General features: G+C 71.6%; 12 protein-coding genes. 1 reads left to right on the forward strand and 11 read right to left on the reverse strand.

Annotated elements, in window-relative coordinates:
* Positions 1-110: 110 nt before the first annotated feature.
* Entirely contained in the window at positions 111-1,670 is a 1,560-nt protein-coding gene (locus D3273_RS18925; protein ID WP_129228460.1) for an MDR family MFS transporter, read from the forward strand.
* Positions 1,671-1,898: 228 nt separating this feature from the next.
* Here D3273_RS18925 and D3273_RS18930 read toward each other — a convergent pair whose 3' ends face one another.
* The 11 genes from D3273_RS18930 to D3273_RS18980 all read right to left on the reverse strand — a co-directional run bounded on the left by D3273_RS18930 (position 1,899) and on the right by D3273_RS18980 (position 13,966).
* Positions 1,899-3,311 (reverse strand): amidase, encoded by a 1,413-nt coding sequence (locus D3273_RS18930; protein ID WP_245501276.1) that lies wholly within the window; start codon positions 3,309-3,311, stop codon positions 1,899-1,901.
* Positions 3,308-4,822: an amidase gene (locus D3273_RS18935; RefSeq protein ID WP_129228461.1), complete on the reverse strand. Its 1,515-nt coding sequence runs from the start codon at positions 4,820-4,822 to the stop codon at positions 3,308-3,310. Before D3273_RS18935 ends, D3273_RS18930 begins: the two co-directional genes overlap by 4 nt.
* A 38-nt stretch (positions 4,823-4,860) precedes the next feature.
* Positions 4,861-5,799, reverse strand: a complete 939-nt coding sequence (locus tag D3273_RS18940; protein ID WP_129228462.1) for a phosphotransferase — start codon at positions 5,797-5,799, stop codon at positions 4,861-4,863.
* A 26-nt stretch (positions 5,800-5,825) separates the two neighbouring features.
* A complete protein-coding gene (locus D3273_RS18945) occupies positions 5,826-6,776 on the reverse strand; it encodes a phosphotransferase family protein (RefSeq protein WP_245501277.1) in 951 nt (316 codons plus the stop codon).
* Positions 6,773-8,113, reverse strand: coding sequence for a Zn-dependent hydrolase (locus D3273_RS18950; RefSeq protein WP_129228463.1), 1,341 nt, complete (start codon positions 8,111-8,113; stop codon positions 6,773-6,775). The genes D3273_RS18945 and D3273_RS18950 overlap by 4 nt, the downstream gene beginning before the upstream one ends.
* Positions 8,088-8,840: a DeoR/GlpR family DNA-binding transcription regulator gene (locus D3273_RS18955; RefSeq protein ID WP_129228464.1), complete on the reverse strand. Its 753-nt coding sequence runs from the start codon at positions 8,838-8,840 to the stop codon at positions 8,088-8,090. Before D3273_RS18955 ends, D3273_RS18950 begins: the two co-directional genes overlap by 26 nt.
* A 92-nt stretch (positions 8,841-8,932) precedes the next feature.
* A complete protein-coding gene (locus D3273_RS18960) occupies positions 8,933-10,501 on the reverse strand; it encodes an amidase (RefSeq protein ID WP_129228465.1) in 1,569 nt (522 codons plus the stop codon).
* 36 nt (positions 10,502-10,537) lie between these two features.
* A complete protein-coding gene (locus tag D3273_RS18965) occupies positions 10,538-11,278 on the reverse strand; it encodes an ABC transporter ATP-binding protein (protein ID WP_129228466.1) in 741 nt (246 codons plus the stop codon).
* On the reverse strand, positions 11,278-12,024 hold the full coding sequence (locus tag D3273_RS18970) for an ATP-binding cassette domain-containing protein (RefSeq protein WP_129228467.1): 747 nt from the start codon (positions 12,022-12,024) through the stop codon (positions 11,278-11,280). Before D3273_RS18970 ends, D3273_RS18965 begins: the two co-directional genes overlap by 1 nt.
* A complete protein-coding gene (locus D3273_RS18975; RefSeq protein ID WP_129228468.1) occupies positions 12,021-13,103 on the reverse strand; it encodes an ABC transporter permease subunit in 1,083 nt (360 codons plus the stop codon). Before D3273_RS18975 ends, D3273_RS18970 begins: the two co-directional genes overlap by 4 nt.
* Positions 13,100-13,966, reverse strand: coding sequence for a branched-chain amino acid ABC transporter permease (locus D3273_RS18980; RefSeq protein WP_129228469.1), 867 nt, complete (start codon positions 13,964-13,966; stop codon positions 13,100-13,102). Before D3273_RS18980 ends, D3273_RS18975 begins: the two co-directional genes overlap by 4 nt.
* Between the last annotated feature and the right edge of the window lie 8 nt (positions 13,967-13,974).

Here is a 13,974-nt window from a genome sequence, read left to right on the forward strand (position 1 = left end):
CCTGCGGCCGGGCCTGTCGGTCGAGGCCACGGTCGAAACGCGGGGCGACGCGCGGCCGAGCCGCACCCTCGTCGGCTCGGCCGAGACACGCTGACCGGGTCCCCCTCACCATGCATCCAGACACCGAGAAGGCCTCGCTGCGCCAGTGGCTCGCCGTCGCGGCCGCCATCCTCGGCGCCTTCACGGCCATCCTGGACATCCAGATCACCAATTCCTCGCTCAGCGACATCGAGGGCGCGCTCGGCGCGTCCTCGGACGAGGGGAGCTGGATCTCCACCGCCTACCTGATGGCCGAGATCATCGTCATCCCGCTCACGGGCTGGCTCGGCTCGATCTTCGGCCTGCGGCGCTACCTCGCCGTCAACACGGGCCTCTTCATCGGCTTCTCGGTCGCCTGCGCGCTGTCGACGAGCCTGCCCGAGATGATCCTGTTCCGCGCCGGCCAGGGCTTCACCGGTGGCGTGCTCATCCCCACCGCCATCACCATCGTGCGCACGCGCCTGCCGAAGTCGCAGCAGGCGGTCGGCATCGCCCTGTTCGGCCTCACCGCCACCTTCGCGCCCGCCATCGGCCCGACGGTCGGCGGCTGGCTGACCGACAACCTGTCCTGGCACTACATCTTCTACCTCAACCTCGTGCCCGGGCCGCTCGCCTTGGCGCTGCAGCTTTACGCCCTCGACCCGGCGCCGCTGAAGCTCGGCGACCTCGCCGAGGGGGACTGGTTCGGCATCGGCCTGATGGCGACGGGCCTCCCGGCTCTGACCTTCGTGCTGGAGGAAGGGCAGCGCAAGGACTGGTTCGGTTCGCCGATCATCGTCGAGGGCACGGCGCTGGCGGTGCTCGGCATCGGCGGCTTCATCCTCCGCGAGCTCATGGCGGAGCGGCCCTTCATCAACCTGCGCGTCCTCAAGAACCGCTCGGTCGGCGGCGGCTGCCTGCTGATGACGGTGCTGGGGGCCGTGTCCTTCGGCTCCATCTACGTCATCCCGGTCTATTGCGCGCAGATCCAGGGCTACAACGCCGAACAGATCGGCTACGTGGTGATGTGGAGCGGGCTGCCGCAGCTCGTGCTGTTCCCCGCCATGCCATTCCTGATGAGGCGCTTCGACCCGCGGCTCCTGGTCGTCGCCGGCACGTTGCTCTTCGCGCTGAGCTGCTTCATCAACGTCGGCCTCACCCACGACGTCGGCATGGACCAGCTGATCCTGCCACAGCTGCTGCGCGCCGCCGGCCAGCCGCTGTTCACCGTGCCGCTGTCGCAGATGTCGACGGCCGGCCTCGCGCCGCGCGACACCGCCGACGCCTCGGCCCTGTCCAACATGATGCGCAACCTCGGCGGCTCGATCGGCATCGCCATGCTGTCGACGATGATCGACCGGCGCGAGCACATGCACTTCTCCGTGCTGGCCGAGGCCATGACGCGCAACGCGACCCTCACCCAGTCACGCCTCGCCGCCATGGCGCAGGCGATGAGGGCCCATGTCGTCGACCCGGTCGCCGCGCAGGGCCAGGCGCTCGGGCTCATCGCGTCGCAGGCGCGGCGGGAGGCCTATGTCATGGCCTACGGCGACGCCTTCTGGATCATAGCGGTCGGGCTGATCGTCAGCCTCGCCGCGATCCCGCTCCTGAAGAAACCGCAGAAGGCGGCTGGGCCGATCGAGGCACACTGAACGCACCGGCGTCACGTCCCGCTTCCGCCCACGCTTCCGTCCATGACGGTCAGTCCGCTGACAACCCAGCCGGGCACTTCATGGCTGATTCGGCTCGCGCGAAAGCGGGCGTTCTTGATCTTCGCCTCGGGCATAGCCTCGCCTCAGGTCATCGACGAATGAGCGCATACCGGCGCCATTCGCGCGAGGATCCGGTGCAGCCTCACGCGGCGGCGAGGGGGGCGCCCGTCACGATGCCGGCGCCGGACGCCGCCGGTGCCAGTCCGTGGCCGTCTGGAAGGCGTGCCCGGCGCGGCACAGCAGCGCCTCGTCGAGGGGACGGCCGACGAGCTGGACGCCCACGGGGCGGCCCGCCGCGGTCGCACCCGCCGGCAGGGTGATCGTGGGCTGCCCCGTCATGTTGAAGGGGCAGGAATAGCGCAGCAGGTTCTCGATGCCGCGCTCGGACTCGGCCGCCTCCAGCACCCCCGCCATGGTGGGGCCGCTCAGCCCCTGCACGGGCAGGAGCAGGAGGTCGATGCCGTCGAAGGCGGCCTCGACCCGGCCGCGGAACTCCAGCCTCCTCACCCCGATGCGGTGCAGGTCGACGGCGCTCGCGCCGCCGGCCATGTCGAGGAAGGTCGCCAGGATCGAGCCGTAGTCGGAGCGTCGGGACGGATAGCTGTCCGCGTGGAACGAGGCCGCCTCGACGGCGCACAGCGTGAACCAGTCGCGCAGGACCTGCGACGCATCCGGAAAGGCGATCTCGACGATCTCGGCGCCGAGACCCGACAGCGCGTCGCGCGCGCCGTCCACCGCCGCGACCGCGTCGGCATCGCAGCCGAGGGCGACGAAGGCGGGCGCGACGCCGATGCGCAGCCCCCGCACGCCGCCGCCGATCCCGGCGAGACAGTCGGGCGCCGGGGCCCGGAGCGCCGTCGGGTCCTTCGGGTCGGCGCCCACGATGGCGCCCAGCATGGCGGCGGCGTCCTCAGCCGAGCGGCACATCGGGCCGAGGGTGTCGAGCGTCGCGCCGAGCTCGAATGCGCCGTGGCGGCTGACGCGGCCCCAGGTGGGCTTGATGCCGGTGAGGCCGTTGGCGGCGGACGGAAAGCGGATCGAGCCGCCGGTGTCCGAGCCGATGGAGCCGTAGCAGAGGCCCGCCGCGGTGGCGACGCCCGAGCCCGACGAGGAGGTGCCGGGCCAGGCCTCGGCGTCCCACGGGTTGACCGGCACGGTCATGTCGGGGTGGTAGCCCGCGTAGGCGCCCTCCGTCATGGCGAGCTTGCCGAGGATCACGGCGCCGGCGGCGCGCAGCCGGGCCACCACGGTCGCGTCCTCGGCGGCGCGGAAGCCGCGGTGGATCGCCATGCCGGCGGCCGTCGGCGCGTCGTGGGTCCACAAGAGGTCCTTCACGGCGAGCGGCACGCCGTGGAGCGGGCCGCGGCGCCGGCCGGCCGCGATCTCGCGCGTCGCCGCTTCCGCTTCGGCGACGGCGCTCTTCGCCATCACGGTCTCGTAGCCGTGCAGCGCGCCGTCGCGCTCCGCGATGCGCTCCAGCAGGCCGCGGGTCAGCTCCGTGGGGGACAGCTCGCGCGCGGCGATCCGCCCACCGATCTCGACCAGTCCCGCGAAGGCCAGGTCGTCGGACAGGGCGCTCACAGCGCCCTCCAGTCGGTCGCGCCCTCGAAGGCCGCAGCTGCGGCGTAGATCGACATCTCGTCGAAGTGCCGGCCCACCAGCATCATGCTGACCGGCAGCCCGTCCGTCATGCCGCAGGGCACCGCCATGGCGGGGTGGCCGGTGACGTCGAAGGGGGCGGTGTTGGGCAGCATCTCGAAGGCGCGCTGCAGCACGAGGCCGAGCGGCGCGTCCGGCGGCGGCAGCGGGGTCGCCTTCAAGGGCAGCGTCGGCATCAGCAGGAGGTCGTGGGTGGCGAGCGCGGCGTCGTAGGCGGCTTTCAGCTGGCGCGCGAGGTTCTGCGCCTTGGCGTAGAAGCGGCCGCGGTAGGCCTGCGTGAAATACTGGCCCACCATCATGGTGATCTTCAGCGTGTCGCTCAATGCGTCGGCGCGCTCGCGCCAGGCCGCGTGGGCGTCGAGCAGCGACACGGTGTAGAGGCCCTTCCAGTTGAAGCCCATGCCGTTGCCGAGCATCATCTGCGCCTGCGCGCCCTCGCTCGCCACCGGGGTCCAGATGGCGGGGCCGAGGAGGTGCATCGGGATCGAGATCTCGTCGACCTCGGCGCCGAGCTTGCGGAGTTCCTCGGCGGCGGCCCTCACCTTCGCGTCCACGTCCGCCTCGCTCTGGGCGAAGCCGAAGCCTTCGCGCACGATCGCGACCTTCAGGCCCTTCACGCCGCGGCCCAGCGCCTGCGTGTAGGGGGCGACGCGCGGCGCGTATTGGCGCGGGTCGAGCCCGTCCTCGCCGGCCAGCACCTCCAGCATCAGGGCGTTGTCGGCCACGGTCCGCGTCATCGGGCCGGTGTGGTCGATCGTCGACTCGATCGGCATCACGCCCGTGTAGGGGACGAGGCCGTGGGTGGCCTTCATGCCGTAGATGCCGCAATAGGCGGCCGGGATGCGGATGGAGCCGCCCTGGTCGCCGCCGACCGCCATGTCGACCTCGCCCGACGCCACCAGGGCGGCGCTGCCCGACGACGATCCCCCGGCCGAGTATCCCGGCTTCAGCGGGTTGACCACCGGCCCCGACGAGTTGGTGTGGCTGCCGCCCGAAAAGCAGAAATGCTCGCAATGGGCCTTGCCGAGGATCGTGGCGCCGGCGTCGAGCAGCCGGGTCACGATCGTGGCGTCGAGGTTCGGCACGTAGCCTTCGAGCGTCGCGGAGCCGTTCATCATCGGCACGCCGGCCAGGCACACGTTGTCCTTCAGCGCCACGGTGCGGCCCTTGAGCGGCCCCTCCGGCGCGCCCTTCACCTCGCTCTTCACGTACCAGGCGTTCAGCGGGTTCTCGGCCGGGCTCGGGAAGTGGCCGGGGGTGCGGGGATACTTCACCTCCGGCACGAAGTCCGGCAGCGCCTCGACGGCGTCGTAGGCGGCGAAGCTGCCGCCCATGTGGGCCATGAACTCCGCGACGCGCTCGGGCGCGAGGCTCATGCCGAGGCTCTCGACGATCGCGGTCATCTGGTCGAGCGTGGGGCGGGCGACGGCCATGGCGGGCTCCTGATCGGGGTGGAAGCGTCCTCAGGTCATCAAAGGCGGTGTAGCCATCGATGCCAGTCGGGATGGTGGAACAGGGTGCGGGCCCGGCGGTGTTTCCAGGTGCCGTACTTGCGATAATCGAAGTCGAGGGCGGAGACGGCCTCCTGGATCATGGCCCAGGTGGCCCATTTCAGATCGGCGAGCGCCTTCAGCACGGCGATGCGCGCTTCCAGCCCGGGGTCGACCCGCCCCCAATAGGCCTCGATCATGTCGCGCTCGACGTCGGGCTCGAAACCCATCTCGTCGAACCAGAGCGCGAGTTCGTAGCTGCGCTCGTTGTTGGCCGCGTATTCGAAGTCGACCAGCATGATGCGGTCGTCGGTGTCGAGCATGAAGTTGCCCGCCAGCGTGTCGTTCATGCAGGGGACGAGATCGAGGCCGGCGGCGAGGAAGGCCGCCTTCGCTTCCTCGAAGCGGCGCATCAGGAAGGCGTGGTCGGACGGCACGCGGCCTCCCACCGCCGCGACCTGGGCGACATGCTCCGAGATCTGGTCGAAGATCGTCTTGGTCAGCGACAGGGGAGCGGAATCGTTGAAGGCCTTCAAAGCCGCCACGGCGTTGCGGCGGACGGAGCCGCGCAGGAAGTCGAGGTTGGACGAGGCCCGGAAGCCTTCGACGAAGGCGAAGATCTCGACGCCCCGTTCGGGCAGGAAGTCCACCACCTCCACGCCGAAGCCGCAGGCCTCGGCCCGACGGCTGGCCTCGTGGGCGGCGTCGCGCGCGATGAACATCTCGGTGCCGCGGCCCGGCAACTTCACGAAGTAATCGCGGTCGCCGTCGATGGACACGCGCCAATTGCTGTTCGACAGGCCGCCAGCGACCGGGCGGTAGCGCGCGAGGCGCCCGGACCACGCCGGCACCTCGGTCAGGACCGCCTCGATCGCCCAGTCGGACTCGTCGATGCCCTCGCCCCATCGCTTCCAAGCCATGACGGATCCGTTCCCCGCGCAGGCGCTCACAGGCGCCGCAGCCACGTCTCGAAATCCCGCGCCGCGAGCGCCGTGCGGGCGTGCAACAGGCGCCATTGCCCGTATTTGAAGAATTCGATGCCGCTCCTCCGCGTCGTCACCGCGCGGGTCACGCCCCACAGGCCCCACATGAGATCGTCGACGGCGCCGTAAAGGCGGCAGCGATTGAACAGGCGCTCGTCGCAGCGCCCGGCGTAGCGCTCGACGGCGGCACGCCGCTCGGCGTCGAACTCGCAGGCCTCGTTGATCGTGGTGGCGACGTCGAACCAGGGATCGTTGTCGCCGGCCGCGTCGAAGTCGACGAGGCGCAGGGCGGTGCCGTCCAGCATGACGTTCGAGGCCGTGCCGTCGTTGTGGCAGAAGCGCAGGTCGAAGCCCGCGGCCGCGATCGCCTCGCGGACGAGGTCCACGGCAGCGAGAAGGGACGTGGCGTCGCGAGGCAGGGGCGCCTCGGTGGCGGCGGCTTCCACGGCCAGGGCGCGGATCCGGTCGAAGGGGCAGAAGCGGCGCCCGAGCGGGGCGTCCGCGTGGAGCCGGCGCTTGGCGTCCAGCACGCGGCCCAGCGTGTCGGCGTCCTGGAGGTCGCCGACGGTCGCCGTGCGCCAGGGCGGGTCGAGGCAGGCCAGGGCCAGCACGCCCTCGGCTTCCCCCAGGACGTCCGGGCCGACACCGAGCGCCGCCGCCTTGCGGGCGGCGTCCGCCGCCCAGGGGACGACGTCGGCCGCCATGTCGGGATGGCGGATCTTGAGGAAGGCCGCCGCCCCCCCCGCCCGCTCGACGCGGACGCAGTCCGACGCGACCGCACGGTGCATGGGAGAGGCGATGGGCGCCGCCGCCAGTGCGCCTGTCGTCCCCCACGCGGCTGTCCCGCCGGGCAGGCGGCCGAGCGCCTCCGGGATGGGGAGCGCCGCGGGGTCGGCGTTCCCGACCGCCGTCACGGCGCCGATCCCGGCCGGCGCTCGGTTCGCTCCGGCGCGCTTCCCGGCGACCTCGTGGCGCGCTCCGGCGAGCCGCCTGCGCGGCACAGCCGATCGGCGGCGTCGAGGAGCACGTCGCGTCCCGCGTCGAGGTCGGCCGCATGCGTCGCCTCGCGCTCGTTGTGGGCGACGCCGCCGACGCTCGGCACGAAGATCAGCCCCAAGGGGCAGCGGCCGAGCAGGCTGAGCGCGTCGTGACCCGCCACCGTGTCCATCCGGAGCGTGCGGTGGCCCGACGTTTCGGCGCAGAAGGAGACGAGGTCCCCGACGGCCTGCGGCAACGACCGGATCGGGCGTTCGGACCGGGTCGCGATCGTCAGGCCGACGCCCGCTTCCGCGGCGGCCGTGGCGAGGAGCGCGTCGGCGAAACGCCCCGCTTCGGCCAGCACGGCGTCGTCGGCGGAGCGGACCTCCAGGGACAGCGCGACGCGGGCCGGCACGACGTTGGGCGAGTTGGGCTCGACCAGAAGGCGCCCGACGGAGGTGTGCAGCCGGCCGGGCCAGCGATCGGCCAGGGCGCGCGCCGCCGTGATGGCATGGGCCGCCGCCAGCAGCGCGTCCCGCCGCCGGTCCATGCGGGTCGGCCCCGTATGGGCCTGCTCGCCTTCGAAGACGGCTTCGACCTTCAGCGCGCCCCAGTTCCGCGCCACCACGCCGATGGTGGCGCCCTCCTCCTCCAGCACCGATCCCTGCTCGACATGCAGTTCGAGATAGCAGGCCGGCACGGCGGGTGCGGCGTCACGGCCCCGATACTCGATGGCTTCCAGCGCGTCGCCGAGGCTCACCCCGTCGTCGTCCCGGCGGGACAGCGCGAAGGCGGCGTCGTGGTGGCCCGCATAGGCGCCGCTGCCCAGCAGGCTCGGACGGAATCGCGCGCCCTCCTCGTTGGTCCAGTTGACGGCGCAGAAGTCCGCGTCGAAGGGCGCGCCATCCCGTTTCCGCCCCATCAGCGTGCGGCCCACCTCGAGGGCGGCCACGACGCCGAGCGTACCGTCGAGCCGGCCGGCGCGCATCTGGCTGTCGAGATGCGATCCAGCCATCACCAGCGGCGCGCCCTCGACGCCGGCGAGCGGGAAGCGGCCGAACTGGTTGCCGACGCCGTCCGTGGTGACGATGGCACCGGCCTCGCCGAGCAGGGCCGCGAAGAGGTCGCGCGCTTCGCCGTCGGCCGGCGAGGCGCAGAGGCGGGTGATGCCGCCTCCCGGCGTCGCGCCGAGCCGCGCGAAGCGGTCGAGCAGGCCGTGGATGTCATGGCCCCCGTCGCTGCGTCCCTCAGGTTGAGATGATCTCGATGTCATGCCGGTCAAACGCGTCCAGGAAGGGCTTCGGGGGCGGTCGGTCGGTGACCAGCGTCACCGGGACGTCGAGCGCGAACGTGTTGATGTTGGCCTGGCGGCCGAACTTGCCGGAATCGGCCAGGATCACCGCCCGCCGCGCCTGCTTCTTCAGGGCGCGGCGCAGCACGCTCTCGTGTTCCTCGTAGTCCATCCAGCCATGGTCTATGTCGCAGGCCGAGATGCCCATGAAGGCGATGTCGAAGAAGTAGCGCTGCGCATAGGCCAGGGTCTCGTAGCCCACGAGGGCGTGGTCCTTGGCCCTCACGGTGCCGGGCGTCATGGACACCGTCGCGGGGCCATCGGCGAGCATCAGGGCGACGTCGATCGAGTTCGTCGTCACGGCGAGGTGCCGCCCCTTGATCTGCCGCGCCAGCGCCAGCGTCGAGGTGCCGGTGTCGATGAAGACCGACATGCCGTCCTGCACCAGGCGCTCCGCCAGAACGGCGACGCGAGCCTTCTCGCGCGGGGCGATGCGGCCGCGCTCCGTCAGCGGCCGGTCCCGGTCGAGGCGCTGGGGCACGGCGCCGCCGTGGATGCGCCGGAGCAGGCCCCGTTCCTCCAGCTGCTTGAGGTCGCGCCGGATCGTCTCGTCGGACACCTGGAGGACGGCCGCGACCTCCGCCACCCCGACCCTCCCGGCGCTGCGCAGGCGCGTCAGGATCTCCCCGTGGCGATGGTCCGTCAGCATCGTGGTCGCGCCCCCCCATCGCCGCGTCGCGGTTCGGCCCGAGCCGCGGCGGGTTCAGCTTGGAACGGATCGGCGGCGCGTGGCGAGACATCTCAGGCGCCGTGGAGTGTCGGGGCGCAGCGATACCGGGTGGCCGTCTCGTAATCGTAGGCCATGCCGAGCAGGGCGGCCTCGCTCCACAGCGGGCCGACGAAGATGAGGTTGAAGGGCGCGCCCGAAGCGTAGCGCCCGGCCGGCACCGTCAACCCCGGCAGGCCGGCGATGTTGATCTCGCAGACCGTGGTCTCGTGCAGCGTTTCGGTGCCGTGCAGCGGCGGCAGCGCGTCCCGCATCTGGGGAAACACGAATCCGTCGAGCCGCTCCCGCGCCATCACGCGGTCGAGGATGGCGAGGTAGCTTTCCCGGGCGGCGAGGAAGTCCGACAGGTCGGGCGGCGTCAGCGGGTCGGCGAGGGCGGGGCCGAACTGCGGCAGCTGGTGCATCATGTGCAGCACGCCGCCGGGGGCGAAGCAGTCCTCCTCGGCGGTGGCGGCGGCGAAATCCGCGAAGGAGCGCAGCGCCGCCGACGGCCCCATGCGCCCGAGATACTGATGCAGGTCGAAGGCGACCGATTCCATGCCGCGCGCGTCGTAGTGGTCCGAGCCCTCGACGGGCCGGCCGATGTCGGCGAAGCCCGAGCCGGCCAGCGGATCTTCGACGAGCACCGCGCCGCGGGCCGCGATCTCGGCCTGGGCGCCGCGGTACAGCTCGGCCGTCTCGGCCGACAAGGGCCGGTCCCGCCAGCCGGGCCCGTAGAGGCCGAGGCGCTTGCCGCGCAGAGCCGAAGGGTCGAGCCCGGACGCGTAGCCGCCCGCCGGCCGCTTGCCGATGCCCGCCACCGTCTTGGGGTCGGCCGCCGTGTACCCGGCCAGAACGTCGAGCGTCAGTGCCGCGTCGCGCACGCAGCGGGCGATCGGCCCGACGACGTCGCGGGTGCTGCCGGCGAGCGGCATGACGCCGGCGTTCGGCACGAGGCCGAAGGTGGGCTTCAGCCCGACGAGCCCATGGGCGGAGGCCGGGTTCTGGATCGAGCCGCCCGTTTCCTCGGCCAGGCCGAGCACCGCCATGCTGGCCGCCACGGCGGCAGCCGTGCCGGCGCTGCTGCCGCCGGGGATGCAGTCGGGAGCGGCGACATTGATGGTCGGCCCCGCCCAGCTGTCGTTGGCGTGGCTGCCGGTGGCGCTGAGCACGGGCACGTTGGTCTTGCCCAGCATGACGCAGCCCGCCGCCCGCATGCGGGCCACGACGGGGGAGTCCGTTTCGGGGATCAGGTCGGTGCCGCCCGCCTTCGCGCTGAGGAAACGCCACCCCCCGGTGCTGGGCAGGCCGGCGACGTCCATGGTGTCCTTGATGACCACCGGCACGCCGGCCAGCGGCCCGAGCTCTTCGCCCGCGGCGCGGCGCCGGTCGATGGCGCGCGCGTCCGCCAGCGCGTCGGGGTTCATCACGATCAGGGCGTTGTAGTGCGGGTTGTGGAGCGCGATCCGCTCGAGGAAGAGCCGCGTCAGGGTTTCCGACGTCGTGCCGGCCGCGAAGGCGGCCTGGGCGTCGGCCACCGTCATCTCGACGGGGTCGACGGCGGTGGGATTCGCGGGGATGGGGTTCGCGGGGATGGCGTCCATGGGGCGGGTCTCGGTCTGGGAAGGGGTGAGGCGAGGTCAGTCCATGCCGACGAATTCGTCGATCATGGCCCGGTCGCGGGCGACCTCCGGCGGCACTTCGCCCGTGATGGCGCCCTTCTTCAGGATGAGGATGCGGCGGGACAGCGAGGCGATGAAGTTGAGGTTCTGCTCGACGAGCAGCACGGTGAGGCCCCGCTCCCGGCCGATGAGCTGGAGCGTTTCGATGATCTCCTCGATGATGGAAGGCTGGATGCCCTCCGTCGGCTCGTCGAGCAGGACGATGCGGGGCGCGCCGCAGAGGCATCGCGCCAACGCCAGGAGCTGCTGCTCGCCGCCCGACAGGGCGCCCCCCGGCCGGTCGAGATAGGCCTTGAGGCGCGGGAAAAGCCCCAGGATCTCCTCGATCCGCCCCGCCTCCGGGGCTCCGCCGAGCAGGCAACCCATGCGCAGGTTCTCGTGGACGCTGAGGCCGGGGAAGATTTCGCGCCCCTGGGGCACGTAGCCCATGCCGGCGCGGGCCCTGGCGGTGGGTGACAGCCCCGCTATGGCGCGGCCGGAAAGCGACACGCTGCCGGCCGTGGCCGGCAGGTAGCCCATCAAGGTGCGGAGCAGGGTGCTCTTGCCCATGCCGTTGTGGCCGAGGATGCCGACGAACTCGCCCTCGCCGACGGCGAGCGACACGCCGCCGAGGATCGGGATGCGGCCGTAGCCGGAGTGGAGGCCCTCGACCGACAGAAGCGGAACGGAGGGTGGGGGAGGGCTCGCGGTGCCGTTCATCACGCCGCCTGCTTGCCGAGGTAGACGTCGCGCACGCGCTGGTCGGCGAGGACGCGGCCGACATCGTCCTCCATGAGGATGCGCCCCTGGTTGAAGACCGTGACGGTCTTGGCGATCAGGCGGATGAAGGGCATGTCGTGCTCCACCACGATGAGGGCGTGGGTCTTGTTGATCTCGCCGATCAGCTCGGCCGTGCGGTGGACCTCGTCCTGCGTCATGCCGGCCGCGGGCTCGTCGAGCAGCACGAGTTCGGGCTCGCCCGCCAGGACGGTGGCGATCTCCACCCATTGGCGCTGGCCGTGCGCCAGCTGGCCGACGGCGAGCGAGGCGATGGAGGTGAGGCGAAGCCGCACCAGCATCTCGTCCACGATGGCATCGGCGCGCTTCACCGACGTCCGGCGTGCCGCCCCGATGAAGACGTTCTCCCGCACCGTGAGCGCGTTGAAGACGTTGGGCACCTGCGTCTTGATGCCGACGCCGGCCCTGGCGATCTCGTGGGGGTGGGCGCCCGTGATGTCGGCGTCGCGGAGCCGGATCTGCCCGGAGCTCGGCTTCAGCTGGCCCGTCAGCATCTTGAAGAAGGTGCTCTTGCCGGCGCCGTTGGGGCCGATGAGGCAGCGCAGCTCGACCTCGCCCAGCGTGAAGTTCACGCTGTCGACGGCCTTCACCCCGCCGAAGCGCATCGACACGTCGGTGGCCTGGAGCAGCGGGCGGAGGGGGGCGGCCCCGGGGCGGGTCGCGGTCATCGGCGTGTCTCCGGCGCGAGGGGCTGGGCGGCGAGGGGGCGGGCGGTCTCGGCCGCGGCCCGGGCCGGCTCCTTCCGCGACCCGGCCCGGGCCAGGAGGGCGCGGGCCGTGGGCAGCAGGCCCTGCGGGATCAGCAGCACGAAGGCCACGAGGATGATGCCGAGCCCGAGGTTCGGGTCCACGGCCGACTGGCCGCCGGCGGCGTTGATCAGTCCCTGGATCAGCACGGCGCCCAGGATGGGCCCGAGCAGCGTGCCGAGCCCCCCGACGAGCACGAAGATGATCACCTGGGCCGACATCGACAGGGCGAACACCGTGGGGCTGATGAAGCCACCCCAGTTGACGTAGATGCAGCCGGCGAGCCCGGCGATGCCGGCCGAGACGGTGAAGGACAGGAGCTTGTAGAGGCGCGGATCGTAGCCGATGAGCTGCGCCCGGGTCTCGTTCTCGCGGATCGCCACGACCACGCGCCCGAAGCGGCTCGCGAGGAGCGCTCGCAGGAAGGCGTAGACGACGACGAGGCTGCCCATGGCGACGTACCAGATCCCCGTCTGGTCGAGCTGGTCGTCCGGCATGCCGGGGACGTTGATGGGCGGCACGGAGGGCATGCCGTTGAAGCCGCCGAGCTCCGCTTGGCCGATGTGGTACTGGCTGCCCGAGGTGGCGTTGGTGAGCTGGAACAGGATCACCGAGACCGTCAGGGTGATGACCCCGATGTAGGCGTCCGAGATGCGGCCGTAGAACATGAAGTAGCCCAGGGCCGCGGCGAACAGCATGGGCACCGCCACGCTGATCAGCACCGGCACGGTGCTGTCCCCCATGTCGATGGCGGCGACCGCATAGGCGTAGGCGCCGAGGCCGAGGAAGGCGGCTTGGCCGAAGGACATGATCCCGGCGAAGCCCCACACGAAGCCCTGGCTCAGCGCGAAGATCGCCACGGCGGCGAACAGCGTGAGTTGCACCAGGCCGTAGGTGCCGACGAGGTGCGGGGCGCCGAACAGGATCGCGAGACCCGCGCCGACGACGGCGAGGAAGCTCAAGCCCGACCGGCGGCGCGCGGAAAGGTGGACGGGCGTCATAGGCTGCGCCTCAGGAACCGGCCGGTGATGCCCTGCGGCAGCACGCGGATGAGAAGGACGGCGGCGCAGAGCAGGGCGACGTCGCCGATGACGGGGGAAGTCTGGAAGGACACGAGTTCGTCGATGAAGCCGAACAGCCCCGACGCCAGGCCGGTGCCCGTCACGATGGCGGGGCCGCCGCCCAGAACCGTGATGAAGGCCCGCGCGATATAGGCCGCGCCCATGTCGGGCGAGACGCCCGAGATGGGAGCCAGCACGCCGCCGGCGAGGCCGGCGAGGGCCGAGCCGAGCGCGAAGGTGGCCATGTAGATCGTGCCGGGCGACACGCCCAGGGCGGCGGCCATGCGGGCGTTCTGCATGGTGGCGCGCAGGACGAGGCCGAACTTCGTGAAGCGCAACAGGCCCAGCAGGGCGACGATCGCCACGAGGGCGGTGCCGATCAGCACGAGGTTGAACAGGCTCGCCCCGTAACGGCCGATCTCGAAGCTGCCGACGGGCGTCGGCACGGCCTTGACGACGTTGCCGAAGAGCGTCGTCACGAGGCCGATCAGGCCGAGGCTGATGCCCCAGGTGGCCAGCATCGTGTCCATCATGCGCCCGTACAGGAAACGGATGACCGTGCGCTCGACCGCGAGGCCGATGAGGCCCACGACGAGGGGCGGCAGCACCAGCAGGGCCACCCAGATGTTGACGCCGTGATCGACCGCGGTGACGGCCGTGTAGGCGCCGAGCATCATGAACTCGCCGTGGGCGAGGTTGATGATGCGCATCATGCCGTAGATCACGCCGAGGCCGATCGTGATCAGGAACAGCGTGGCGATGCCCGTCACCACGTTGAACGCGACGAGGCCGGTGAGGTCCATGCGGTGAA

Origin of the sequence: Lichenibacterium minor, assembly GCF_004137685.1 — a bacterium.
GTDB lineage: Bacteria > Pseudomonadota > Alphaproteobacteria > Rhizobiales > Beijerinckiaceae > Lichenihabitans > Lichenihabitans minor.